We start from the raw sequence: 24829 nt of genomic DNA, 5'->3' as shown, positions 1-24829 counted from the left end.
TTTTACTTCCAGATTTAAAAGGTGGAGTGTATTATGTAAGTGCTTCACTTGGTGAGGAAAAGAAGATAAAGAAGGTTATTAAGATAAAATAATGGAGATGTTTGTTATATGACGTAGTAATATGTAGATTTTTCTTCAATTTTAGAGGGCTAAAATTTTTTAACCGATGTTTGCCAACGCAAATTGTGAATCAATGGATTTTAAATGTTTTGATTTTTGACTTCTTAATTTGCAGATTTCATAATCTTTAAATACTTTTTTAATCCTTAACCTTTAAATAAACTTGCTCTCACACCAAAAAAATTTAGATGGTTAAAGAGGAAAGAGATGAGAAAATTAAAAGAAGTTTAAAATTATGCGTTGAAATTTTTATGTTCAAAGTACAATTTGAACCTACACAGGCTTATGCCTACCGCCTTTAGGGCAAAATGGAGGTGGGGGGTTTGAACCCTCGTCCGAAAGGGTTTGGATACCGGGCCTACATGCTTAGCCTGTCTTTATTTTAGTCTTTCCCCAAGGACAGGCACTTAAGGAGAAGACCTTCCCCTTTTTAGTGTCCCCAGTAAGGGAAGGGGTAACCTTACTGAGCTAGCCCCTTTATCTAAAGGCTTTACTTCAGCAGGGACCTCTGAAGTAAGCCCGCTACCTATTTTAGGCAGCAAGTGCGTAGGTGTTGGCAGTTTTTTGCGCGGGTTTTTTCAGGGTTCCCGCACCCTGGCATGCCCCGGTTATCCGCAATCCCTTCCGTCAAACCCAATTTTCACCCCCTTCCCTATTAATATATCAAAAAATTAATAAATTTTCAATAAATGTGATCTGTATCACTTTTATTCTTTAAAAATAATGTTAATATTAAAATGTATGAAATAAATATTTTATCTGGTGATAAAAAAGAAGGTTATAAGTTTCTTGATCTTGTATTAAACACTATAAACTCCATGAATGTAACAACTTTACCTTATCCTGATTTTGAAAATCCTAACATTTTTTCTTACTTTATAAGGATATTTAACAATGAGGAAAAAGTTAGAGTTCAACTTTATCCATTGAATATAAAACTTAGAGTTGCAATCTCTACTGATAAGTTGGAAAATTTTAATCTATTATTTTCAAATATTCATGAGGGAGTTTTGTTAATTGATACCTTAAATGAAAATATTATAAAAAAATTTGAAAAGGAAGCTTCTAAAAAAAACATAGATGTTTATTGTTTTGAGGTCTCCAAAACGGAACATAAAGTTTTAATATTAATGTATTTTCTCGATGAATTCCTAAAGTTGTTTCCCTTTAATTTTTATGGCTACTCTCTTAAATTGTTAAATAAATTCTCAATTAAAAAAATTAATTGATTTCTTTGTAAAGTTCAATAAATTTTTCATAGACAAAATCAACATCCATATTTTTCATACATTTAAAATTAATGTTTTTAACACACCTTAAAGGTTTTGGAGAATAGAAAAAGCAGGGTGAACAGTCAAGATTTAAAAAACAAACTCTATGTTTCACACCAAAGGGGAAAAGCTTGTAGGGAGATGTGGGACCAAAAAGGGCAAGAACTGGTACACCACAAGCTGCTGCAAGATGCATAAGTCCTGAATCGTTAGAAATAAAGATTTTACATTGTTTTATTAATGCCGCTACTTCTCTTATTTTTTTATCAGTAATTATCAGTTTTTCCTCCATATTTCTTTGGAGAAACTCATTAACATCAGCATCATCTTTAGAACCAAAAATTAAAAAGAAACAGTTCTCTATTTTGTTTTTTATTCTCCTAAGAAGTTCTAGGAAATATTTTTCTGGCCATCTTTTACCGGTGTGTCCTTTAAAGACACTAGAACCAGCATGAACTCCTATTAAAAATTTATCTACAATACCTTTTTCACTTAAAAACTTTCTGGCACCATTTAGTTCTTCATCCTTTAAATAAATTGAAAGAGGAGGAATACTTTTAATTTCAATTTTAAAAAATTCTTTTAAAAGCCTTATGTTTTCTAAGACATTATGGGTTTTTTCTTCTTCCATAATTCTTTTGTTTTTTAGAAAATTTAGTTCAGTAAAATTTAAGTGCCTATAGCTGTGCCCTATTCTTGATTTAGAACCTGTTAGGAAGGAAAAAATGTTATATTCTTTTCTGTTTGTTGGATAGAAGTTAATTACATGGTCATATTTTTTAAAACTTATGTTTTTTAAAAAATAAAAAAGTCCCCTTAACTTATTCTTTAAAAGGGGATAATAAATTAGGTTGTCGATAAAGGGGTTATAAAGTAAGACATCTCTTGTGGAAGTAAAAATTGTGAAGACGTCTATTTTTGCGTCCTTTATGTTTTCTTTTAATAGCCTTAGAGCAGGAGTCATCATTAAGGTGTCTCCAATACCAAAAAGGGGACTAATTAAAATTTTCACAATTATAATTTACTATATTGAAAAACTTAAAAGAAATTTCCTAAAATAGAATGCCATGAATAAAGTCTTCATATTTGGTCTTGGTGAAATAGGTAAAATAGTGTTAAAAAACATTCATAAAAAAGAGGGTATCGAATTGGCTGGTGTGATTGATATTGATCCAGAGAAAGTTGGAAAGTCAGTTGCTGAAATAACAGGTTTAGATAAATACTCTGATATCATTGTTGAGAAAGATGCTGAAAAGGTTCTAAAAGGATACAAAAATGGGATAGTTCTTCATCTCACAGGCTCTTACGTTAAAGATGTGATAGATCAGTACATGCTCATCCTTGATATGGGACATCACATAATAACCACCACTGAAGAGATGACAGATCCTTACCTAAGAAATCCAGATCTTGCGAAAGAGATTGAAAGAAAAGCTAAAGCAGTAGAAAAGACTGTGCTTCCAACTGGTGTTAATCCCGGATTCGTTATGGACTTTCTTCCCTCGTTTTTCTCCTGTGTCTTTGAAGAAATTTATTCAATAAGGGTCGAAAGAATAAATAATGCCAGTAAAAGGAGATATCCTCTTCAAAAGAAAATCGGTTCAGGCCTAAAAGAAGAGGAGTTTTATAAAAAGTGGGAAAAAAGAGAAATAGGACATGTAGGACTTGCAGAATCTGGTTCAATTTTAGCTAAAACACTTTCACTTAAGATTAAAGATTTGAAAGAAACCTGTAATCCTAAAATTGCTAAGGAATTTATAAAAACAGAGTATTTTGAGGTAAAACCTGGTGAGGTATGCGGAATACTTCATGAGGTTAAAGTTGAAACTGAAGAGAATATAAACGTAGATCTTTTCCTGGAAATGAGTCTTGATGCAGAAAGTCCGGTAGATAGAGTATCTATAGAGGGCAAGCCTTCACTTACGATGGAGGTAAAAGGTGGAATTCCAGGTGATGAGGCGACCGCTTCAATAGTTGCTAATTGGATAAAAAAAATAAATGATTTACCCCCCGGTATTATCACAATTGATAGGCTCTTTTTTAATAGATACTTTAAAAGCTAACTCTTCTTTCTTTAAATAAGAGAAAAAGAAAAAAGGGAACGCCCAGGAGAGAGGTAAATACACCGACGGGAATTTCGGCCCCTTTTAAAAGTAATCTTGAAAAATTATCACAAATTAGAAGAATAATTGCACCTAAAAGCATAACTGGTAGAAAAACTTTTTTATGCTTGCCTGAGCCGACAATTATTCTACTTGAGTGTGGCACGATAAGTCCTATAAAGCCAATAATTCCTGCTATAGAAACTACTATACCAGTTGCAAAGGCAATTAAAAGAGAAAGATAGATTCTCTCAACCTTTAGATTTATACCCATAGAAGTACTTTCCTCGTCGGATAATAAAAGTAAGTCGTATTTGTTTAGGTTGAAAATCAGGGCAGAAAGAAAAATCAAGAAGGAAAAAAGTACTATAATGAATTCGCGCCATTCAACAAGTGAAAATGATCCAAAGAGCCAAAAGAAGATTTTTAGCCTCTCTTTAGGGGAAGTGAAAATCAGAAATGAGAGTAGACTAGATAAAAGTAGTGATAATGCAATTCCTGATAGAAGAAGCGTTTCTTTTGGTAAAAATCCATTTCTAATGGAAATTAAAATCACAATGATAACGGTTAGTTGAGAAAAAAGGAAGGCAGAGACCTGATTTTTATAGGGGATAAAGGGCAAAAATGTGTCAGAGATAAATGCTCCAAGGGCAGCACCTGCAGAAATACCAAGTAAATAAGGTTCAGCAATTGGATTTTTAAATAGAGTTTGAGTAAAAAGCCCTGAAAGTCCAAGTAACGAACCTGAAAGAATTACCGTTAAAATTCGTGGTAATCTTATGTTTAAAATTACCTCTTTGTCAACTGTTTTTACAGGTCCAATGAATATAGAAAAGATGAGAAGAGTAAGCAAAATAATAAATAAAAGCAGATTGTTTCTAATCAATTTGTGATAAAAACTTCAGGGCTTTTAAGATTAAAGGCGAGGGTCTTGAAAAGTAGTCTGGATTGTTGACTTCATAGGCTTTTTTATTTTTTATGGCTTTTAAGTTTTTTAAAGGGGTATTTTTTATAAGCTCAAGGGAGTTTTTGAAATTAAATATTACAATGTCTGGTTGGTCTTGAACTAGTTTTTCAAAAGAGACTAATCTATAGCCCTCATAAAAATCTGAGTAATTTTTAAAGCCGATCCAGTTAATTAGGTCACTTATAAAGGTTTTTTTACCTGGACAAAAAACGCCATTTGTTATATCGAGTACAAATAAGACAGTTTTTTTACTTTTTATACCCTTATATAAAAACAGAGTATCAAGAAAAATTTTAAGCTCTCTTAGAGAGAGCTCTTCTATGTTAAACTCTTTACCAAGAAGAAGGTAAGTTTGTGCTATGTCAAAGATGCTTTCATATTCTATGTCTATGACTTTAATACTTTTTTTTTAAAGAAATTTAGTTCTTCTTCTTTAATAAGGCCGGCGGAAATAATATGAGTTGGTTTTAGTTCGTATATTTTTTCTCGCGAAATTCTAAGGGTGGGGAAGAGGACAATCTCTGCCTTTATGTAACCAGGATCCAGATAGGTTTTTCCAACAATATAGCCACTAAGATTAAGTTTGATTAAAAAGTCAGTTATACTTGGAGCGAGGGAGACGATCCTGGGGCTAAATAGAAATAAAAATAAGCTAAAAGTTTGATTCAACAAAAGCATGCACTCTCCTTCTTTCCGGCGGATATCCTATTTGAATTACATAACATTTATTGTCAACATTTGTAACAATAAGAGAAATACTTAAATTCTTATTTAACTCATAGTAAAAGGATAGATCGTTAAGATAGATAGACTTTATCTCTTCCCTTGTAAGTAGAGGTGTTAATGAAGTGTGAGGTCCTAAGAATCTAACTCTATAGTTAATAGTAAGATCCTTAAGAGAATAGCCTGTCAGTAAAGTTAATGTATACGTGGGAACGAACATTAAATTTTCTGCTTTATCTTTTTCTATCTTCTTTCTCTCTCTGAAAAGCATAAAGTTAATACTTACAAGGAAGTTTTGGAGTTTATAGCTTAGGAGACTTTCAAGTCCCTGTACTTTTACTTTTTCTACATTTTGAGGAGTAAATATGAAATTTTCATCAGGAGCCCATATAATTCCCTTCTCGAGTTTTCTTCTAAAATATGAAAGAATAAATAGCAGATTATTACTTAAGGCCTTCAAACCTCCCTCAATCTCTTCAGAAATCTCTGGCTTTAAATCTGGATTTCCCTTTGTAGACCCGTAAAAGGGGTAATAAAGGTCTAATAGAGTAGGAGCTCTAAATCCTCTTGAATAATTAAAATAAATAGAACCCTCTTCTGAAAAAATTAATAGACCTCCCCTATATACAAAGGGCCCCTCCCTTTCATGGGCACCCCCTATTTCTTTTCCTCCTTCAAAGTACGGAATAATCTGGTTTAAAACAAGCTCTAAGGCAAAGTATGGGTAAAATCTTTCATCTTTAGGATTAGTGTTTTCAAATCCATTTCCCTTTAAGTATTCCCTTTCGTATTCAAAACCGGCTCTTAACTTAAGATTTGTAGTACCTAAAAAGACATCACCTGTGAATCTGTTTGATACGTTCCATTGTTTTGATTTTAGGTTCGAAAAAATAAGTTCAATATTGTCCTTTTTGTATTGATAACCTAAGTTTAGATATTGGTTCCTGAAATTTATACCTGTAAGAACGACTTCATCGTTTTCTCTAGTTGTGTCATTGGTGGGATTTCCTATGTTATTTCTTGAGTAAAATAAGATAGATTTAAAATTTTTATGCTCGAAAAGGTTTGCAAATCTCGAGAGGTGACTATCTTTGTTTCGAAGATAAGGTATAGGAGGAATTGAGGTGTAAGTTGTGTAGTAAAAATGAGAGTAATCTAGGTTTGCGATCCCAGAGAAAAATGTTGTCCTTAAGTTTCCTGCTCCCCCTTTTATGCCGAGTCCTTTCTTTCTCTCTAATTTGAAATTCATAACACCACCTAAGGCGTTTTCTCCGTATAAAGAGGAGCAAGATGAGGAAAGAATTTCAACTTTAGAGAAGGGTAGACCTGAAAGTAAAGATAGGTTAAAACTTCCAGATGTTCTTGAGTTTAGTTTAAAGCCTTCTAGATAAACACCGGTTCTTGTAGATGAAAACCCTCTAAAAAAGGCTGTCTGTAAGTAGCCTGGAAGACCATAGGTATTTATAAAAAGAGAGGGGCTATAAGATAGGTTTAAAAGGTATGGATCAAACTTAAAGGTAGAAAGTAGTGTAGAGTCGATCATGTAGGAGGTACCTTTTGAAGTTATGAAGCTTTCCGGATACTTTGCGGAAACCTCTATGGGGGAAATTATGTATAACTTTTCCCCAGAGCTGTAAGTTTGGCTAATTATAAAAATGAGATATAGTTTTGACATAATTTTTAAGGGATCCCCAGGTTGGGGATACAACCCTTTGCCCTTTCCCCGGGGCTTTTTATAGGGTTGGGTCGGTCTCCCGACTTAAGACCTTCATGGAAGTGTTTTCCACCTTCCCAGGAAAAGAGCTTTAACCTTTTGGTAGGTTAAAACCCTTTTTCCCAGTGGCGGGCACTTTGCCCCGAAAACACTTCCTTACCGGTCTATCACGGTCGCGGGGACGGTGTGGGATTCTCACCCACTTCCCGGCACCCAACCCTTTTTGCTTTTATAATTCTAAAAAAAAATTAAGTGAGATTTCAAGTAAACTCCTTATATGGCTTGCACAAGGTCTAATTTCCATGCTTTCAGAAATAAGCGCTCCAGGGAAGTTCTTGTATCGATCAGATAATACCGAGTTTCAACGAAACCATCCCTAATTCTCTTTTTATTGCAACTTTCACATTTTTTAGCTGATCTTCCATTGTTCACCAGATAGACTTTCGAGGTAGTGAATTATAAGCCATAGAAGAAACCAACAAGATTCCTGAAAATTTATTATTTTTCTAAAAGTAGGAAAAAGTTTCCTATTCTTACGTTTTTTAGTCCTTTACTCTTTACTATTTCATAGAACCTATAAGCTTCACTCTTATAGTTTCGCCTTGCATCACTCATTTCAAAATGGGGTGCAAAAGCAAGTAGAGCGTAGGGTATTGACGGATTTAACTTTGATATAAATTCGCAGATACCTGAAATTTCATACTCATCTATATAACCTGGAACCATAAGGGTCGAAGCACATAAGTGTTTTGATGATAGGTCACCAAGATAATTTACAGCTAGCTCTAAATTTTCAAAAACTTTTTTACCATCATATCCTGTCAGTGCAAAATATACTTCTTTTGAATAGGCCTTTATGTCAAACTTTAAAATTCCTCCACTTTCCTTTACAATTTCTAAAATTTTTAAAAGTAAATTTTTGTTCCACATTCCGTTTGACTCATAACATATAACTTTGCCCATTTTGATCGCTTCCTCAGAGAATTTTATAGAGTGGATAGCCTGTGTTGTAGGGTCACCACCAAAAAAACAAACGCAAAAGACAACAGGATTGAGTGCCCTTAATAACTCCACATATGAGTGAGCCTTTTCTTTCCACGGTTTTCTATATCTAAAGTGATAATTTTGACAGTAAAGGCAATTTAAAGAACAAGTCTCGTAAAAGACTGCAAGATTATACTTTCCATAGGCAGTGTGCCCTTTACAAATCCAATCTGCTACACAGTTTGTTGGAAGTGGATCGTAGTAAAACTGGAAAAAACCGTAATTATCATTAGAGTAGTTTATAAATTTTTTATTTCTATATTCTCTAAGCCCACAGAATCCCCTTTCATTTTCTGAAAGTGGACATTCTCTTGCACAAAACTTACACTTAATTTCACCTTCACCAGTTGGAAAAGTTAGTTCAAATTTTTCCCTTGTTAACCTATGAATAGAAATAAGCTCTTCCTTTATGTTTTCAAAATTCTCAATAAGACAACTTTTGCAAATCCTTAAAATTCTTGTAAGGTAATCGAAGTCTTTGTTACAAATTTTACACTTCATAGGTATTTTTCTATTAAGGGTATATCCTCTTTTCTATCTACTGAAATTGTGTCTTTTTCTGCAAAAATGCAATAAATCGGTATTCCATTTTCAAGTAGCCTCAGCTGCTCAAGTTTTTCTATTTTTTCAAGATAACTTTCTCCTAGACTTACAAATTTCTCTAAAATCTCTCTTTTATATATATAAACTCCTATGTGCTTAAGATAAAATTCCGGTTCACTATCTCTTCCAAAGGGAATTTTTGATCTTGAAAAATAGAGGGCTCTTTTTTCTTTATCAATCACCACCTTAACGACGTCAGTATTTTCTACATTTTCTTTTGCTTTATAAACTAAGGTCGCACAGGGATACTTATGTTTTATTGTTTCTTCAATAAGTCTTATAAGATCGCCCTCAAAAATTAGAGGTTCATCGCCCTGAAGATTTACGATATAATCGTATTCCATATCTTTCGTTGCATGGTATATCCTATCGGTTCCTGAAGGTAAATTACTATCTGTCATTATTACTTTAGCATCAAAGGAGAGACACTTTTCTTTTATTCTTTCATCATCAGTTGCTATTACAATATCAACATTTTCTAAGGAGTTTTTTAACTTATCTTTAACTTTTTTTGCCCTAAGATAGACTAGCTCAATTAGTGGTTTATTTTTGATTAGGGCAAGTGGTTTGCCCTCAAATCTCTTCGAACCATATCTTGATGGTATGGCGATTATTAACTTCATATGTTTATGTAACTACCGTCATGACAGGCATAACATATTTCCTCTCCCAAAACTTCCTTAAGTCCATCTAAGGTCATGTAAGTTAAAGAATCTGCTCCAATCTCCTTTGCTACTTCCTTTTCATCTTTAAAGGCGGCTATAAGTTCCTCTCTTGTTGGTGTATCAATTCCGTAGAAACAGGAGTATCTTATTGGTGGATAGGTAATGCAGAGATGAATTTCTTTTGCCCCCTTTTCTCTGAGTATTTTAACCATTCTTGAAAGTGTTGTTCCCCTGACTATGCTATCATCGATTAATATTATTTTTTTTTGTTTTAAGTTTTTTTCAATTGGAGTTAAAGTATAGAAGACTTGTCTTCTTCTTATTTCTTCTGATGGTTTTATAAAGTTTCTTCCGCCGTATCTATGTTTTTCAAGTACGTCAACAAGAGGAATTTCAATTCCCCTTTCTTTTAACCTTTTGAAAAACCCTTCTGCAGCTGCTCTTGAAGTTTCAGGAACTGGTGAAATTACTGTATCCTTAAAATCAAAGTTTTTATGATTTTTAAGGAAAATATCACACAATACCCTTCCCAATTCTTCTCTGTATTCAAAAATCTGTCTACCCTTAAACTTTGAGGTTGTTCTCGAAAAATAAACAATTTCAAAGGAACAGAATTTATACTCCTTTGTAAAAATTTTTCTTATTTTTATATTTAAATCACTATCTACAATTAAAAGTGAACCTCTTTCAACTTCTATAAAATCTTTAAAGCCAAGTTTTTCAAGAGCAATTGTTTCAGAGGAAATAGATACTCTGTTCTCATCAAAAGAGTAAAAAAGTGGTCTTATGCCATAAGGATCCCTAAGGGCAAATAGAAGTTTATCTTTTATAATTCCAAGAAGTGAATACCCACCCTTTAAGTTTGAGAGTGATTCTTCCGCAAATTTTTCAAGTTTTTTACTTTTTTGGTATATAGAAAAGAAGGCTATTATATCTATTTCTGTTTCAAAACCAGGGTTCCCAAATTTTTCCAAGATTTCAGAAACATTTTTAATATGACCGTTATGAACCATACATAAAGATTCGTAAGCTACAGGTTGAGCCTCTCTTTTTGTTTTTGTTGTAGGGTATCTTGTTTGACCAATAAAGCCTCTTCCTTCGATACTTTTTATTACTTCACTACTAAATACCTGATCTACAGTTCCTTGACCTTTTATAAGCCTTCCCTCAAAAGTGTATATACCTGCTGCATCTTGCCCTCTATGTTGAAGCATTTCGAGAGAAACGTAGGCAATTTCGCCTAGATCCCTTCTTCTTTCCTTTTCGAGATATCCTATTATCCCACACATAGCTAAATTTTCTTCATTACCTCAACAACATAGTCTATATCTGAGAAATCTACATCCTTGTGAGTAACAAACCTTATCCTTCCTTTTCCAAAGGGAAGAGCAAGTATGCCTCTTTCTTTCAGCATATTACATATTTCTTCTTCATCTCTTTTTACTTCTATTATTACAATATTTGTTTCTACATCTTCTAAATCAATTTTTATCCATGGTATAGAATGAAGTCCTAAAGCTAATTTTTTTGCTTTTTGATGGTCTTCTTCAAGTCTATCTATCATTTTGTTTAAAGCAACTATTCCACAGGCAGCAAGAATTCCTACTTGTCTCATTCCTCCTCCGAGCATTTTTCTAACTCTTCTTGCTTTTTCGATAAATTCTTTTGAGGAGCATAATATAGATCCCACAGGACATGATAGACCTTTTGAAAGGCAAAACATTAAAGAGTCTGCGTATCTAGTTAATTCTTTTACATCAATTTTTAAAAATTTAGCAGCATTGAAGATTCTTGCACCATCAAGATGAATTGGTATATTGTAATAATCCGCTATTTCTTTAACCTCTTTTAAGTAATCAGGGGTTAAAACTTTTCCTCCCCAGTAGTTATGAGTGTTTTCAAGACAGATTAAAGAGGTGCCTGAGACGTGGAGTCGCTCCTTTTTTATGTTTTTTCTAATTTCATCTGGATCAATGAAGCCCTTTTTGCTTTTAAGTGGTCTTGGTAAAACTCTTGAGATTTCGGCAAGGTGAGCTACTTCAAAGTTATAAATATGAGACATTTCTTCTACAATAATTTCAGATCCTTCTTTTGCCCATACTTTAACTGCTATAGCATTTCCCATAGTTCCTGATGGAACAAAAAGGGCTGCCTCAAAGCCTGTCTTTTTTGCTGCAAGTTCCTCAAGTTCCTTAACTGTAGGGTCGTCTCCAAGAACATCATCACCTAAAGGGGCCTTTAACATTGCCTCATACATTTCAGGGGTTGGTTTTGTTACGGTATCACTTCTCAAATCGATGATCTTTGGCATATTTAAAAATGATAAGGTAATCTTTTATTATAAATAAATGAGAATAGTGTTTCTTGGGACAGGAACAGGGATTCCTCAAAAAAATAACTATCCGACTGCAATTTATGTTGAAAGTGATAAAAGTAAAGTAGTTTTTGATTTTGGAGAAGGTATAATGAAAAGTCTTATAGAGAAAAATATTGATATAAATGATATAGATGCTGTTTTTCTAACTCATTTTCATGTTGATCATGTTATTGGAATTGTACCACTCCTTTTTGCTTTTAGATATGAGGCTAATCCAAGGAAAAAAACTTTTTACATTATGGGTCCTAGAGGTACTAAAAATTTTATAGGAAGACTCTTTAAAACTTTTAAGGGTCAGCTCGAGCCAACAAGCTATAAGCTTGTAATAAAGGAATTACCTCTTAATAAGCCTATGAATTTTAAGGACATTAAAATAAAAACTTTTAAGACAAATCATAGGAGAGAAAGCATTGGTTATATAATTTATTCGGGTAAAAAGCGAATATGCTATACGGGTGATACAGGATATGATAAAGATTACAAAAAAGTTTTGAAGAAGATTGATATTTTAATAACAGAGTGTTCATTACCGATTGATGTAAAAAACCATCTAAATCCTCAGAAGCTAATAAAACTATTGGAGGATATTAAGCCTTCTCAAACTTATTTAGTTCATATATATCCTGTTATGAAAAGAAGTGCTATAGTTAGACATTTAATAAATAGGAAAGTTTTTATTCCTAAAAAGTATTCTGAAATATTAATTTGATTTTTAGCGTTATTTTTACATATTCTTAAGATATGGAGAAGGGTCTTGAATGTGATTTAAAATATTTTTCGGTTAGTGAAATTTTACAGTTAATGGATAGGTTTAAAAAGACAGGTAAGATAGAGATAGAAATTAAAAATAAAAAGGGTGAAATATACGTTTTTGAGGGCAGATGTGTTCATTCAACATTTGGTAACTTAGAAGGTATTGATGCAATTTATGAGATGGCACAATTTGTGGAGGGGAAGTTAACTTTTTATCCCTCTGTAATCTCTGAAAGAAGAACGGTTTCAGCGCCTTTTACGGTTTTAAAAGATGAAATAGAAAGGAGAAGCTTTGAAATAAGAGGGTTAAGGGAAAAGCTGCCTTCTCTTGATACGGTAATGGTAAAGACTGATAAGCCCCCTTCAGAGCTAACTTTACGGAAAACAGACTGGAAGATTTTAACACTTATAGATGGAAAGAAAAATTTAAGAGAAGTAATAGAGTCAAGTGGACTTGGTTTACTTGAAAGTTTTAAAAGTCTTGCTTATTTAAGCGAAAAGGGGTTAATCGTTGATCCGAAAGAAAGTGAAAAGGCAAAAGAAGGTCTTATTAGATTTTTGAATGAATGGCTAAAAGAATTATCAGGTGAGGTTGAAACTGAAATAAAAAAGCTTGGTGAATTTATAATTGAAAATTTAAAGAAAACAAATCCAACGGTGGGAAATTCAATAATTTTTGGAAAGGAATTTAGTTTGCCTGAAAGTTTAAATCTTTCCTTTAAGGATGTTGAAGAGATAAAAAGGTCTTTAGAGGAGACTTTAAGGTCAAAATTAGAGGAAATTTACGGTAAGGTACTGGCAGAAAAAAAGATTGAAGTAATTAAGAAGAAGTTATGAGGGGATTAATAGAGAAATTAAAAAGTGAAGTTAGAAATATAGAGGGTATAGTTTTATGTGATTTAATTAAAGAGGAGGTAATAGAAAAGGATGGAAAAGTAGAGCTTTTTGAAGAGGGTATACTTCTTTTAGGTTCAACTATAAGGCTTATTTTAAAAAAAAACATAGGTAAGGATAAGTTTGATTTCATAGAGATTGAGCTTAAAACAGGAGAAAAAATTAATCTTTTCATGAAGGAGAACATCCTTGCAGGGGTTTTGGGAGAGGAAATTGATAGAGATAAAGTAAGAAAAATTTTAATGGAGTTTAGACCTGTTGAAGTTGAAGAAAAGGTTAAAGAAGTTAAAGTGGAAGAGGAGGAAATTAAGGAGTATATTCCTACTCCTTTAGAAAAGTTAGCCCTTAGTAAAATTGAGCAGATTAATGAGCTTATAAAGGAGTTTGCTCCAGGTGATGAAGAAAGGTGGCTAAAAGTTTCTTTAGCTAAAATAAAAGATTCATCGCCTGAACTTGCAAATTTAATTTCATTAGGTGAAAGGGAACTTAAGATAAGTTTGCCCTTTAAGATTAGTCTAACTGAAGAGGAGATAAATAGAGCCTTTAGATCCTCAATTGATATAATATGGAAAATGGCGGTTTCAAAATATGGCATTGATGAGGCAAGAAAAAAGGTAAAGAAAGTTGCTGAAAAATTAAAATTAATATAATGGAAAATTTAAAATTTGCAACAATCCTTGAGAGAGGGAATTTAACTTTACTCAAAGGGGAGATAAAGGAGGAATATAAAAGAATTATAGTTGCTCTTAAGGAGGCTTGGGATTTTTCAGGGCTTCCTATCGATAATCTAAAAGTTTTTTTTAACAGCGAACTTCTTGTATTTATTAGAAAAAGGGGAGAAAAAATTTTAGTTATCCTGGGGGAGGCCTCAGTAGATATCGAAAAAGTAGAGAAAGAACTTGATGAGAAACTTAAGGAGCTTTTTAAGGAGGAAGAAATAAAAGAGGTAAAAGTAGAGGAAAAAGAAGAGCTTAAAAGAGAAAAAGTTGTAATAGAAGAGGTTATAAAAAGGGAAGAGGTTGCCGAAAAAATAGTTGATGAAGCAACTTTTGATAAAGTCTTTGAAATAACTGTGAGACATCTTTCAGTTTTTGGTGAAATGGTCTTTGAAAATGTTTTGAAAGAGATGAGAATAGATAAAAAAAATTGTACACAGAGGATTTTTAAGAGATTTGTGAAAAAAATTGAAGAATCAGCTCAAATGATTGTAGGACCGACAAAAGCTAAAGAAATGTTGAGTGAAATATCGAAGTTGTTAGAATGAAAATTTTAAATCCTTTTTTAACCCAAGAGGATATCTCTTTAAATGAGCTATTAAGGCCAAATAGTTTCGATGAATTTATAGGTAAAGATAAAATAAAGGAAAATTTGAGAGTTTTTATTCAAGCTGCAAAGAAGAGGAAAGAGTCCTTAGATCATGTAATATTTACGGGTCCGCCTGGGCTTGGTAAAACAACACTTTCTTATATAATCGCTAAAGAAATGGGAAGCAACATAAAAACTCTTTCAGGACCTATCATTGAGAAACCCTTTGATCTTGTATCTGTTTTAACGAATTTAAAAAAGGGAGATGTTTTGTTTATTGATGAAATTCATAGGTTACCAAGAAGTGTTGAGGAGTATCTTTATTCTGCTATGGAGAATTTTGAAATTGAAATAATGGTAGATAAGGGACCACATGCAAAACCAATAAAAATTAAAATACCACCTTTTACACTTGTTGGAGCGACCACAAGACTTGGACTTTTGACAGGACCAATACAATCAAGGTTTGGAATCCACATAAGAATTGATTACTATGATATTTATGAGTTAAAAGAGATAGTGAAAAGGTCTAGTAGGATTTTGAATATAAAAATTGAGGATGATGCAGCTTTTGAAATTGCAAAAAGAGGTAGGGGTACACCTAGAATAGTAAATAGACTATTAAAGAGAGTTAGAGATTTTGCAGATTATAAGTCAAAAAATAAAATTGACCTTGAAATTACAAGGTATGCTCTTGAAAAATTAGAGGTGGATGATCTTGGATTAAATGAAATGGACAAAAAAATCCTCTACATGATTTACGAAAAGTTTAACGGTGGACCTGTTGGACTTAAAACACTCTCTTTAGCAATTGGAGAAGATATGGGTACAATTGAAGAGGTATACGAGCCTTATCTTTTGAGAGAGGGACTTATTGAGAGAACACCTAGGGGAAGAAGGATAACATTAAAGGCTATAAAACATTTAGATATGAAGAGAAAATCTATTTTTAAAGAATGAAAGATAAAGTTTTAAAAAGTCTCTTTTACGGGTTTAGAGCTAGGCTCTTTTTTTTCTTTTTCCCCTATACTTTTATCATTATAGCTTCTTTTCCCCTTTTTTTTATTCTTTATATAAAGAATACATTAAGGGACAATATAGTAAGATCAACGTATTATCTTTTTAATGTTGCAAGTGACAGGGTAAAACAGGCTATTTTATTTGAGGATTCATTACTTATAAAAGATTTAATAAGAGAATTTTTTAAAAATGAGAATATTATATACATTGGGATTTACTCAGGGGATACCTTAAAAAAGTTTTATGAATTTGGAACTGAGATGAAAAGGACTCATATAGAAGGTATTCCTTATAGTGATTGTTTAACTTGTCATCGAAAGGAGGAAAAAAATATATATGGAGAGACAAGTGATTATTTTGACATTGTTTACCCAATAATTTCAGATGATAAAGAAGCTCCAATAGGTTTCTTAAGAATTATACATAGTAAAAAGGAAATTTTAGATTTGCAAAAGAGAGCATTTTCGATAGCTTTGTTTTTTTCAGTTATATTTTTTGTTATTGGAGGAGTAATTTCGATTCTATTTTCTAATTTGCTTATTAATCCCATAAACGTATTTAAGAATAAATTAAAGGAAATAGCTGAAGGGGGGGTGGATTTAACGAGAAAAATTAAATTGAATAGAAGAGATGAGTTTAGTGAAATGGCAGAATTTTTCAATGAGTTTTTAGAAAAATTAAAAAGTAATGTAATAAAAACCGTAGAAATTTCAGAGAAGATAAAGAGTTTTTCTGAGGATATTTCAAGTGCTACAGAGGAGCTAACTGCTTCGTCTAATGAAGTAACCGGAACAGTTCAAAAAATGGCTCTTTTAGCTTCTGAAACTGCCTCTAGGGTTATTGATGCCTCAAAGTCTGTAAAAGAAATATTAGAACTTTCTTTATCAACTTCAGAGGAATCAAGAGAGATGGAGAATCTTGAAAGAGAAGCTTTAAACCTTGCAATAAAGGGAAGAGAAATTTCTGAACTGGTAATGCAAAAATTATCAGAGATGCAAAGGGAAATTTCATCTTTAAGGGAAAATGTTGTTGGTCTTTCTCAAATGCTTAGGGGTGTAAGTGAAATAACAGAAAGCATTCAAGTTTTTATGAAAAGAGCCAACCTTTTATCTCTAAATGCTTACATAGAAGCAGCAAGAGCAGGGGAATATGGAAAGGGTTTTGCAATAGTGGCACAAGAGATAAGAAAACTTTCAGAAGATTCAAGAAGTTCCTCAATAAAGATTCAAGAAATTGTTGAGAATATAAATCAGGGTATGCAGGAAACATTAGTTGCAATGAAAAGGGTTAACGATTCGCTTTTAAGTTCAAAGGAAATTATTTTGGAGGCTGTATCTCAAATGAAAAAAATTGCTGATCAAACTGAAGAAACAATGGATCGTACAAGTAAAGTTGCAAAACTTTCACAAAAGGGGAGAGAGGAAATAGAAAAATTGGCAAAATTTATGGATAAAGTAGGTGAAATGGCTGAAACTGTCTCAGTTTCTTCACAACAGATTGCAGCTAGTATGGAGGAGCAGCTTGCTGCAATGGAAGAAATTACGGCAACTGTTTCTGAACTTGGAAAACTCGGTGATGGAATTAGAGAACTTCTGGGTAAGTTTAAAGTTTAGAGTATTTTTTGTTTTTTTGTTAAGTTTTTTTTCTTGTAAAAAGGAAATTTTAAAAGACTTTTATTCTGAATATTATAATTTTTATGCCAATGCTGAGTATATAAGTGAGAGTGGAGAAAGTGGATTTGTTTACCTAGTTAAGGATACAATAACTTCAGAAGGTGAATTTAAGAAATTTATTTTTCTTGATGAGATTAAGTTACTAAGAAAGGATAAGAATATTTTATATGAGTTAAGAAAAGTTGAATATGGTTTAGAGGATTTGCAGATTGATGAATTTATAGTATTTTTTTTAGACATATTTCCAATAAAAGGAGAATTTAAAAGTTTTATTTTTAAAGATTTTTATGTTCTTGGAAATGATACATTGTTTTTTTATTATGAAAGAAGATTAAAAACAAGTGCTTTAGAAGATGGGATGAAGGTCAAGATAGAAAATATAGAGATAAAAAATTTTAAAGGTTTGTTTGAAAAAAAGGAGGATTCTTTAATAATGGTTCTTGAGCCTAAGAATCTTCCTTTAATAATAAAAAAGGGAAATAAAATATGGAGGAGAAAAAAATAAAGAGGACACCCTTATATCAATTTCATATAGAACATAATGCAAAGATGATTAACTTCGCGGGGTATGAAATGCCACTTCAGTATGAGGGTATTATAAAGGAGTCACTTCATACAAGAAGGAGTGTATCAATCTTTGATGTTTCTCATATGGGAGAAATTTATGTAGGAGGGAGTGATGCTCTTTCCTTTTTATCTTTTATTAGTTCTAACGATCCATCAAAACTTACATATGGAAAAGTGCAGTACTCTATTTTACTGACAGAAAAGGGGACTTGTGTCGATGATCTTTTAATTTACAAATTGGAGGATAAGTATCTTTGTGTTGTGAATGCTGTTAATAGATTCAAAGATCTTGGGTATATGATAGAAATGAGTAAAAGCTTTAAGGATGTCTATATAGAAGATAAATCTGATGAAATTTTCCAGGTGGCGATCCAAGGTCCAAGATCCCAGCCATTTATGGAAGAGTTTTTTGATAGGTCCTTTTCTGGTGTTAAATATTATACTTTTATTGAATTAGACTATATGGGGAATAGACTAATTGTTTCAAGAACTGGTTATACAGGTGAAGATGGTTTTGAAATATATGGTGATAAAAAAATTGCCCTAGATTTCATGAATGATCTATTTAGAAGAGGATCAAAGTTTAACCTGAAGCTGGCTGGACTTGGTGCAAGAGACATTTTAAGGCTTGAAATGGGATACCCCCTTTACGGCAACGAACTAACGGAAGAGGTAACTCCTGTTGAAGCTGGGTTAGAAAAATTTGTTAAAATCGACAAGGAAAAAATTCTGGGGAAAGAAGTGTTATCAGAACAACTGGGAGGGAAAATAGAAAAAAAGCTTATAGGTCTTGCGTCAGATGAGAAAAGGGCTATTCCGAGAACAGGGGTAGAAGTATTTTATAAGAATGAGAAAATTGGTTATGTTACTTCAGGTGGTTATTCGTATTTATTAGATAAAAGTATTGCCTTAGCTTATGTAAAATACGAGTATTTAAAACTTGATAGTTTCACCCTGAAAATAAGGGAAAAAGAGATAGAATATAAAAAAGAGACTTTGCCATTTATAAAAAATACCTCCCTTAGAAAATGAAATTTTTTGTTAGGGGTGATAAAAGTATAAGGTCACTGGAGGTATCTATAATAGGGGGACCACTTGCGAGATTTAAAATCCCAGAGGATCAGGAAATAGATAAAAATTTAAAATTTGCTATTATTGAAGTGGAAAATGAAGAAAAGCCCTTAATAGTTAAAGTAAGGGGGATATCAAATAGACCATCCAAATTTACTATAAAAAAAATTACACCCTGTGATGAGGGAGAGTTAATAAAACTTTTTAAAAATATAGCCTATGAAGTTTTGTATAACCATGGAATTGATGATATAAGAATTGTTGATGTTGAGCTTGATAAAGAAAAGGGACTTATAAGATTTACTTTTACTGCAGATAAAAGATATGATTTGTCAAAAGTAGCTCCTATAATTGCTAGAAAGTTACATCTACAAACTGAATTTAGACAAAAAGGAACAAGGGACTATGCACGAGAATTAGGGGGCTTAGGCTTCTGTGGAAGGATAATTTGTTGTGAAACTTGGCTTAAAGAGATACCTTCGATAACCATTGATATGGCGAGAAAACAGTATATATTTACTGCTCCTGAAAATTTAACTGGGATTTGTGAAAGACTTTTGTGTTGTTTGCGTTTTGAACTTGCCGTTTATGAGGAATTATCGAAAGGATTACCGGAAGTGGGTAATGTTGTGGTTACAAATAAAGGCAAAGGTAAAGTTTTAGATATAAATGTCTTTAAGAGAGAGTGCAAGCTTTGTTATGAGGATGGTTCGGAGGAATGGGTTAAAGTCGAATAGAATTTAAAACAGGAGGGAAAAAATGGAACCCAAAATAAACGGTCCTTTACCGGGAAGAAAAGCTAAAAGGTGGTTGAGTAAAGATAAAAAGTATATTTCGCCCTCTTATACAAGAGTATATCCTCTTGTAGTAGAAAAAGGCGAGGGAGTTTATGTCTATGATGTTGACGGTAACAAATTTTTAGATTTTAATGCAGGAGTTGCTGTTTTGACGCTTGGACATTCACATCCTGAGGTTATAGAATGTGCGGTTAATCAAATAAAAAAACTTATCCACTATTCTGGCACAGATTTTTATTATCCTTCAGAAATAAAACTTGCTGAGAAACTTGCTGAGATAGCTCCGGGGGCAAAAAATAGAAAGATATTTTTCTCCAATTCAGGGGCAGAATCGGTAGAGGCAGCAATTAAACTCGCAAGGTACCATACAAACAGGCCCTATATTGTAGCTTTTTATGGAGGTTTTCACGGAAGAACAATGGGCGCACTTTCGGCTACAGCTAGTAAAACCATTCATAGAAAAAGATTTTTTACACTTTTTTACGGCACTATGCATGCCCCCTATCCTTACTGCTTTAGATGTCCTGTAAATCTTAATTATCCTAACTGTAACTTTGCCTGTATAAAATTTATTGAAGAAAATATATTTTCAAGACTGGTAGATCCTGAAGAAGTAGCGGCCTTTATTATTGAGCCAATTCAAGGTGAAGGTGGATATATTCCAGCTCCCCCTGGTTATTTTATAGAATTAAAGAGATTACTTGATAAGTACGATATCCTATTGATTGTTGACGAGGTACAGAGTGGAATGGGAAGAACAGGCAAATTTTTTGCAATAGAGCACTACGATGTTATTCCGGACATTATAACTCTTGCTAAAGGGATTGCTGCAGGTTTTCCTCTTGGAGCCACTATTGCAAAAAGTGGCATTATGAACTGGCCTCCTGGTACTCACGCCTCTACTTTTGGGGGAAATCCAGTATCCTGTGAGGTAGCTTTGAAAGTAATAAAAAAACTTGAAAATGGTCTCTTGGATCACGTGAAAACCTTAGGAGAAAAGGCTTTAAATGAAATTATGAAGTGGAAGGACGAATTTGAAATTGTAGGTGATGTAAGAGGAAAAGGATTGATGATAGGAATTGAGATTGTGTCTGATAAAAAAAGTTTAAACAAGGATAAGGAAAAAAGGGATAAAATAATCCAAGAATGTTTTAAAGAGGGTTTATTAATTTTACCTGCAGGTGAGAATGTAATTAGAATTTGTCCTCCCTTAATAATAAAAGAAGAAGAGATGTTTATAGGACTTGAAATACTAAAGAAGGTGATAAAAAGGGTGTTGGAGGAAAAGTAAAATCTAAAGAAGACAAAGTATAATTTCAAAAGTTATCATAATAAAGGAAAGAAGAAGTAAAGTTTTCCTTAAATTTATCGAATAAAGCTCACTTTCATTTTTTATAAAAATAAGATTAGGCTTTATATTTTCAAGTTTTAGTATGTTGGGTAAAATTTTTGGATTTACTTCTATAATAATTTCTTTTTCATTTTTTAAAAAGTAAATTCCTCTTGTGAGAGGTTTTAAAATAAAATTTTTTTCTGTCTTAAGGTCGTAAATTTTTTCTCCCTTATAGTTATAAAGTGAGAAAAATTTTTCTTTTAAATTTAATTCAATTACAGTGCTCTCATGAATTACAATTTTATTTGAAAGAAAAAATTGAATAACTTCTATAAATAGCCTTACGAAATCTGGGAAATAGATAAAATTTGTATTTTCTTCGGATGGATAAAAACTTGCAAGAGCAATATTCTCGCATATGGAAAAAATATTATAATTAAAATTATCAGTTTTAAAGTTTTTTTCACCAGAAATTAAAAGAATTTTTCTGAAATTTAATTTTCCATCATTTGAATAAGCGTTATTAAGATAACCATTAATTTTAAATCCCTTCTTTGTTAACAAAAGCTTTAATTCTTCAGTTAGGGTATCGGGAAATAAAATAAAATATCTTTTTCTTTCTGTCAATTTTTCAATATTTTTAAAATTTTTTAAGTCTGTTACTAAATAGATTTTATCTTCTCCTTTTTTTATTACTTCAGATAGAGCCGTTATAAATTTGTTTTTTCCATAGATTTCAAAATTAACTCCCTTTTCCTTTTCGTTATAGAAAAATCTTTCGTTATCATCAGGATAACCATCTTTTATATCTAATCTTATAAGTAAGGGATTTAATTTGTCGCTTATTTTATATCTAAACGTATTTTTTCCCCTAACTATGTTTTTTTCTTCTCTTAGTATTAAGTTTTTTTCATGGAAAATTTCAATTGGTATACTCTTTGTATCGAAATCTGATTGAACCGTAATAATAATTTCTTCTGAGATTTTTTTTATGTCTGTAATTTTTAAATTTTTTATCTCTTGAGATCCTATCACGTAAATCTTTTTATCAATATCTAGAATTTTTTCTTTAAAAGTGTCAGGTATAGGACCTAGAATAAATAGACTTTTTAAACTATTGTCACTAGTAAGTGAGTCAAATTTAGAAAAGGGAATTTTTTTAACATTAAAATTTTTTAATTTTCTTGTCCAAAAGGGATGTTCAAAATAAATAAGATGGTTAAAGTGTCCATACTTTGATTTTATAGTTGGTTCTGAAAATGATAGAATTATAAAAAAAATAGCAAGCACCCTTGTAACAAGGATAAGAGTGTCTTTTAATCTTTTTCTCTTTTTTATCTCTTTTTCCCTTTCAAAAATTTCAGTCCATGGATAAAAAAGTTTTAGTTTTTTGTGAGGAAAAATAAGATGAATTATTACGGGAATTAAAGCCAAAGGTAGAGCTAAAAGAAAAAGAGGTTTTAAAAAAATCATAGAGATCTTAGAATCATTATAAGATTTTTTTCATAAGATTCATTGATATTAATTACCAAATTTTTAATACCTGATTTTACAATTGTTTCATAGAGATTTTTATCGAATTCAGTCAGTTTTTTCTTAAATTCATCCCACAAATTTTTTTCATTAACCGCTATCTCTTTATGGGTTTCAAGATCAATAAGTATAAAAGGTGGATTTTTGGGTAAATTATAATCTTCATTACATATAAGTCTTACTGAATAAACTTTATTACCCTTTGATCTTAAAAATTTTAAACCCATAATAAAATCATTCGGTTTATGATAATAATCCGTAAATAAAAATGTTATGCTTTTCTTTTTAATTATCTGAGATAGATAGAGAAAAAAATCCTTTGACTCTGTTTTGCCCCCGGGTTTTAAATCTTCAAGAGTATCTAAAATCTTTTCAAGATTTGCCCTTTTTGTAGATGGTGGTATGAATAATTTTTGATTATCTGAAAAAACATATAGGGAGGGCGAGTCTCTTTGTAGATAAAATATAAAGGACAAAGAGCCAATTAAAACCTTTGCGTATTCAAATTTAGATGGATTTCCAAAATCCATTGATTTTGAAGAGTCAAGTAAAAAGTAAATATTTGAATTTGTTTCCTCAGAAAATTTTTTTGTATAAAATCTTTCTTTTCTAGCAAAAACCTTCCAATCAATCATCCTTATATCATCACCTGGGGAGTAACCTCTATGTTCTACAAATTCTGATGAAAAGCCATGTAGTGGACTCTTATGAGTTCCAAGTAAGGTTCCCTCTAAAATTGCCTTTATCTTAAGTCTAAGTTTTTTTAATCCTTCAACTCTTTTTAATTCTTCTCTCATGCAAGCTCCTGGATCTTCTTGACTATCTCTTCAGGTGATAGAATAAAATCTGAAATATCCTTAACAGCTGCTGGCATTCCGTATATAACTGAGGTTTCCCTGTTTTGTGAAATAATAATACCTCCTTTACTTTTTATTTTTTTGGCACCTTCAGATCCGTCTTTACCCATACCGGTCAAAATTATTGCAAGAGAGTTTTCTCCATAAATCTCAGCAATTGATGAAAGAATATAATCCCCACTAGGTTTTACTCCCCATTTTGGCTCCTCATCCACTAGATTAATCATTACTTTGTCTTCTATTTTTCTTAAAGCCATGTGGATTCCACCTGGGGCTATATAAATGTAACCACCCCTAACAATTTCCTTATCCTTAGCTTCAACAATTTTTTTACCTGTTAATTTTTTTAGTCTCTCAGCAAATAGGGGAATGAAACTTTTGGGCATATGTTGTACAATAAATATAGGAATGTCTAAATTTGGAATACTTTTAAATATAAATTCAATTACTGGGGGTCCACCAGTTGAAGAGACTATACCAATGGCCTCTATTTTCTTTTCACCAACTTTTTTTCTTAACTCTATTTTTCTATACTTATATTTTAAAACTTCTATGTTAACTTCTTTTGCTAGTTTGATCTTCTCATAAAGTTCAGTTTTTATTTTTTCAATATCAAGAGAGATTGAACCTGAGGGTTTTGGTATAAAATCAAAAGCTCCCTTTGAAAGTGCCTTTAAAGTTATTTCTGCACCCTCTTTTGTGTAGGCTGAAAGCATTATGCACGGGGTAGGATTATCGCGCATAATTCTCTCAAGAACTTCGAGTCCATTTAAACCAGGCATTTCATAATCTAGGGTAACCACATCGGGTTTTAGTTTCTTTACAAGTTTTAATGCTTCCTCTCCGTTTTTTGCTGTTCCAACAACTTCAATGTCTTTATAGCTTGATAAAAGATCATTTAAAAGTACTCTCATTAAATAAGAGTCGTCTACGATAAGAACTTTAATTTTATCTGAGGACAATTTCCTTTTCTCTTTTTTTTACTATGATTTTACCTTCTTTTACGTTAAAAAAAACCGACCTACCCTCAGATCCTCCTACTTCTTCTTTGACAATTTTTATCATAAGTCTTGTGAGAATATTTCTTGCTTCAAGTACGTTTCTTGAGCCAATTGACCAAGGAGAAGACAGTATCGGAGATTCAAATATTGTAGCTCCTCCAACTATGTAAGCTTCAATGTTTTCCTTTTTTGCTCCCATATGTTCCATTTCCTTTAGCATCTGCGGTATTGCTCTTGTGACATACCTATAAGTAGGAACATTATCTTCTGGCCTTTTTGGCGATGGTAACATTGCATGGACTAATCCACCAATTTTATTCTGTTCATCAAAGAGAATAATTACTATACACGAACCTATACCTATCGCCTTGAGAATTCCATCTCCTTTTAAAACTCTTCCCTCACCTATTCCAACAAAAATTTCAATTTCCACTTTTTT

The 24829-nt window shown here is 32.1% G+C and carries 23 protein-coding genes, 1 other RNA gene and 1 riboswitch; of the genes, 12 read left to right on the top strand and 12 right to left on the bottom strand.

Features of this window, described 5'->3' with window-relative positions; genetic code table 11:
* Positions 1 to 426: 426 nt before the first annotated feature.
* Positions 427 to 768: a transfer-messenger RNA gene (gene ssrA, locus ABDH49_07765) on the bottom strand.
* Between the two features lie 89 nt (positions 769 to 857).
* Between ssrA and ABDH49_07760 the strand changes: the two genes are divergently transcribed.
* Complete coding sequence (locus ABDH49_07760) at positions 858 to 1349, top strand: hypothetical protein (GenBank protein MEN3046855.1); 492 nt, start codon at positions 858 to 860, stop codon at positions 1347 to 1349.
* Here the strand turns inward: ABDH49_07760 and ABDH49_07755 are convergent.
* Positions 1342 to 2403 (bottom strand): glycosyltransferase family 9 protein, encoded by a 1062-nt coding sequence (locus ABDH49_07755; protein ID MEN3046854.1) that lies wholly within the window; start codon positions 2401 to 2403, stop codon positions 1342 to 1344. The two genes, ABDH49_07760 and ABDH49_07755, sit on opposite strands and share 8 nt — an antisense overlap.
* A 55-nt stretch (positions 2404 to 2458) precedes the next feature.
* Between ABDH49_07755 and ABDH49_07750 the strand changes: the two genes are divergently transcribed.
* Positions 2459 to 3454 carry a hypothetical protein gene (locus tag ABDH49_07750; GenBank protein ID MEN3046853.1) on the top strand — a complete coding sequence of 332 codons (996 nt, stop codon included), beginning with the start codon at positions 2459 to 2461 and terminating at the stop codon, positions 3452 to 3454.
* Here the strand turns inward: ABDH49_07750 and ABDH49_07745 are convergent.
* The 6 genes from ABDH49_07745 to ABDH49_07720 form a co-directional block, all read right to left on the bottom strand.
* Positions 3444 to 4379, bottom strand: a complete 936-nt coding sequence (locus tag ABDH49_07745; protein MEN3046852.1) for an iron ABC transporter permease — start codon at positions 4377 to 4379, stop codon at positions 3444 to 3446. The two genes, ABDH49_07750 and ABDH49_07745, sit on opposite strands and share 11 nt — an antisense overlap.
* A 733-nt stretch (positions 4380 to 5112) precedes the next feature.
* Positions 5113 to 6858 (bottom strand): TonB-dependent receptor, encoded by a 1746-nt coding sequence (locus ABDH49_07740; GenBank protein ID MEN3046851.1) that lies wholly within the window; start codon positions 6856 to 6858, stop codon positions 5113 to 5115.
* A 51-nt stretch (positions 6859 to 6909) separates the two neighbouring features.
* A riboswitch (cobalamin riboswitch) is annotated at positions 6910 to 7129 on the bottom strand.
* 266 nt (positions 7130 to 7395) lie between these two features.
* Entirely contained in the window at positions 7396 to 8442 is a 1047-nt protein-coding gene (locus tag ABDH49_07735) for a radical SAM protein (protein MEN3046850.1), read from the bottom strand.
* Positions 8439 to 9167 carry a 3-deoxy-manno-octulosonate cytidylyltransferase gene (kdsB, locus tag ABDH49_07730; GenBank protein MEN3046849.1) on the bottom strand — a complete coding sequence of 243 codons (729 nt, stop codon included), beginning with the start codon at positions 9165 to 9167 and terminating at the stop codon, positions 8439 to 8441. The genes ABDH49_07735 and kdsB overlap by 4 nt, the downstream gene beginning before the upstream one ends.
* A complete protein-coding gene (locus tag ABDH49_07725) occupies positions 9164 to 10498 on the bottom strand; it encodes an amidophosphoribosyltransferase (protein MEN3046848.1) in 1335 nt (444 codons plus the stop codon). The genes kdsB and ABDH49_07725 overlap by 4 nt, the downstream gene beginning before the upstream one ends.
* Before the next feature lie 2 nt (positions 10499 to 10500).
* A complete protein-coding gene (locus ABDH49_07720) occupies positions 10501 to 11520 on the bottom strand; it encodes a GntG family PLP-dependent aldolase (protein MEN3046847.1) in 1020 nt (339 codons plus the stop codon).
* A 37-nt stretch (positions 11521 to 11557) separates the two neighbouring features.
* On the opposite strand from ABDH49_07720, the gene ABDH49_07715 reads away from it, so the two are divergent.
* From ABDH49_07715 to ABDH49_07670, 10 genes are read left to right on the top strand one after another with little or no spacing between them, the layout of a single operon-like run.
* Positions 11558 to 12295 (top strand): ribonuclease Z, encoded by a 738-nt coding sequence (locus ABDH49_07715; GenBank protein MEN3046846.1) that lies wholly within the window; start codon positions 11558 to 11560, stop codon positions 12293 to 12295.
* Positions 12296 to 12327: 32 nt separating this feature from the next.
* On the top strand, positions 12328 to 13176 hold the full coding sequence (locus ABDH49_07710) for a DUF4388 domain-containing protein (protein MEN3046845.1): 849 nt from the start codon (positions 12328 to 12330) through the stop codon (positions 13174 to 13176).
* Positions 13173 to 13883 (top strand): hypothetical protein, encoded by a 711-nt coding sequence (locus ABDH49_07705; GenBank protein MEN3046844.1) that lies wholly within the window; start codon positions 13173 to 13175, stop codon positions 13881 to 13883. The genes ABDH49_07710 and ABDH49_07705 overlap by 4 nt, the downstream gene beginning before the upstream one ends.
* Positions 13883 to 14497, top strand: coding sequence for a hypothetical protein (locus ABDH49_07700; protein MEN3046843.1), 615 nt, complete (start codon positions 13883 to 13885; stop codon positions 14495 to 14497). Before ABDH49_07705 ends, ABDH49_07700 begins: the two co-directional genes overlap by 1 nt.
* A complete protein-coding gene (gene ruvB, locus ABDH49_07695; protein ID MEN3046842.1) occupies positions 14494 to 15498 on the top strand; it encodes a Holliday junction branch migration DNA helicase RuvB in 1005 nt (334 codons plus the stop codon). The genes ABDH49_07700 and ruvB overlap by 4 nt, the downstream gene beginning before the upstream one ends.
* Positions 15495 to 17171, top strand: coding sequence for a methyl-accepting chemotaxis protein (locus ABDH49_07690; GenBank protein MEN3046841.1), 1677 nt, complete (start codon positions 15495 to 15497; stop codon positions 17169 to 17171). Before ruvB ends, ABDH49_07690 begins: the two co-directional genes overlap by 4 nt.
* Entirely contained in the window at positions 17131 to 17736 is a 606-nt protein-coding gene (locus tag ABDH49_07685; GenBank protein ID MEN3046840.1) for a hypothetical protein, read from the top strand. Before ABDH49_07690 ends, ABDH49_07685 begins: the two co-directional genes overlap by 41 nt.
* Positions 17718 to 18830 (top strand): glycine cleavage system aminomethyltransferase GcvT, encoded by a 1113-nt coding sequence (gene gcvT / locus ABDH49_07680; GenBank protein MEN3046839.1) that lies wholly within the window; start codon positions 17718 to 17720, stop codon positions 18828 to 18830. Before ABDH49_07685 ends, gcvT begins: the two co-directional genes overlap by 19 nt.
* Positions 18827 to 19606, top strand: a complete 780-nt coding sequence (ricT, locus tag ABDH49_07675; protein MEN3046838.1) for a regulatory iron-sulfur-containing complex subunit RicT — start codon at positions 18827 to 18829, stop codon at positions 19604 to 19606. Before gcvT ends, ricT begins: the two co-directional genes overlap by 4 nt.
* Before the next feature lie 22 nt (positions 19607 to 19628).
* Entirely contained in the window at positions 19629 to 20957 is a 1329-nt protein-coding gene (locus ABDH49_07670; GenBank protein ID MEN3046837.1) for an acetyl ornithine aminotransferase family protein, read from the top strand.
* A 3-nt stretch (positions 20958 to 20960) separates the two neighbouring features.
* Here ABDH49_07670 and ABDH49_07665 read toward each other — a convergent pair whose 3' ends face one another.
* From ABDH49_07665 to ABDH49_07650, 4 genes are read right to left on the bottom strand one after another with little or no spacing between them, the layout of a single operon-like run.
* Entirely contained in the window at positions 20961 to 22472 is a 1512-nt protein-coding gene (locus ABDH49_07665; protein MEN3046836.1) for a BatA domain-containing protein, read from the bottom strand.
* On the bottom strand, positions 22469 to 23329 hold the full coding sequence (locus ABDH49_07660) for a DUF58 domain-containing protein (GenBank protein ID MEN3046835.1): 861 nt from the start codon (positions 23327 to 23329) through the stop codon (positions 22469 to 22471). The genes ABDH49_07665 and ABDH49_07660 overlap by 4 nt, the downstream gene beginning before the upstream one ends.
* A complete protein-coding gene (locus tag ABDH49_07655) occupies positions 23326 to 24351 on the bottom strand; it encodes a chemotaxis response regulator protein-glutamate methylesterase (protein MEN3046834.1) in 1026 nt (341 codons plus the stop codon). The genes ABDH49_07660 and ABDH49_07655 overlap by 4 nt, the downstream gene beginning before the upstream one ends.
* Positions 24338 to 24823: a chemotaxis protein CheD gene (locus tag ABDH49_07650; protein ID MEN3046833.1), complete on the bottom strand. Its 486-nt coding sequence runs from the start codon at positions 24821 to 24823 to the stop codon at positions 24338 to 24340. The genes ABDH49_07655 and ABDH49_07650 overlap by 14 nt, the downstream gene beginning before the upstream one ends.
* Positions 24824 to 24829 lie beyond the last annotated feature (6 nt).

Source organism: Candidatus Hydrothermales bacterium (assembly GCA_039630235.1).
Classification (GTDB): Bacteria; Hydrothermota; Hydrothermia; order Hydrothermales; family JAJRUZ01; genus JBCNVI01.
Note: the sequence above shows the minus strand (reverse complement) of the source record. Positions and strands in the feature narration are given on the sequence as shown.

Excerpts from the sequence above, each read along its gene's own strand:
- ABDH49_07670 (MEN3046837.1), top strand. The coding sequence starts at position 19,629 with ATGGAACCCAAAATAAACGGTCCTTTACCGGGAAGAAAAGCTAAAAGG.
- ABDH49_07740 (MEN3046851.1), bottom strand. The coding sequence starts at position 6,858 with ATGTCAAAACTATATCTCATTTTTATAATTAGCCAAACTTACAGCTCT.
- ABDH49_07750 (MEN3046853.1), top strand. The coding sequence starts at position 2,459 with ATGAATAAAGTCTTCATATTTGGTCTTGGTGAAATAGGTAAAATAGTG.
- ABDH49_07700 (MEN3046843.1), top strand. The coding sequence starts at position 13,883 with ATGGAAAATTTAAAATTTGCAACAATCCTTGAGAGAGGGAATTTAACT.
- ABDH49_07690 (MEN3046841.1), top strand. The coding sequence starts at position 15,495 with ATGAAAGATAAAGTTTTAAAAAGTCTCTTTTACGGGTTTAGAGCTAGG.
- ABDH49_07705 (MEN3046844.1), top strand. The coding sequence starts at position 13,173 with ATGAGGGGATTAATAGAGAAATTAAAAAGTGAAGTTAGAAATATAGAG.
- ABDH49_07660 (MEN3046835.1), bottom strand. The coding sequence starts at position 23,329 with ATGAGAGAAGAATTAAAAAGAGTTGAAGGATTAAAAAAACTTAGACTT.
- ruvB (MEN3046842.1), top strand. The coding sequence starts at position 14,494 with ATGAAAATTTTAAATCCTTTTTTAACCCAAGAGGATATCTCTTTAAAT.
- ABDH49_07720 (MEN3046847.1), bottom strand. The coding sequence starts at position 11,520 with ATGCCAAAGATCATCGATTTGAGAAGTGATACCGTAACAAAACCAACC.
- ABDH49_07725 (MEN3046848.1), bottom strand. The coding sequence starts at position 10,498 with ATGTGTGGGATAATAGGATATCTCGAAAAGGAAAGAAGAAGGGATCTA.
- ABDH49_07760 (MEN3046855.1), top strand. The coding sequence starts at position 858 with ATGTATGAAATAAATATTTTATCTGGTGATAAAAAAGAAGGTTATAAG.
- ABDH49_07715 (MEN3046846.1), top strand. The coding sequence starts at position 11,558 with ATGAGAATAGTGTTTCTTGGGACAGGAACAGGGATTCCTCAAAAAAAT.
- ABDH49_07665 (MEN3046836.1), bottom strand. The coding sequence starts at position 22,472 with ATGATTTTTTTAAAACCTCTTTTTCTTTTAGCTCTACCTTTGGCTTTA.
- ABDH49_07710 (MEN3046845.1), top strand. The coding sequence starts at position 12,328 with ATGGAGAAGGGTCTTGAATGTGATTTAAAATATTTTTCGGTTAGTGAA.
- ricT (MEN3046838.1), top strand. The coding sequence starts at position 18,827 with ATGAAATTTTTTGTTAGGGGTGATAAAAGTATAAGGTCACTGGAGGTA.
- kdsB (MEN3046849.1), bottom strand. The coding sequence starts at position 9,167 with ATGAAGTTAATAATCGCCATACCATCAAGATATGGTTCGAAGAGATTT.
- gcvT (MEN3046839.1), top strand. The coding sequence starts at position 17,718 with ATGGAGGAGAAAAAAATAAAGAGGACACCCTTATATCAATTTCATATA.
- ABDH49_07735 (MEN3046850.1), bottom strand. The coding sequence starts at position 8,442 with ATGAAGTGTAAAATTTGTAACAAAGACTTCGATTACCTTACAAGAATT.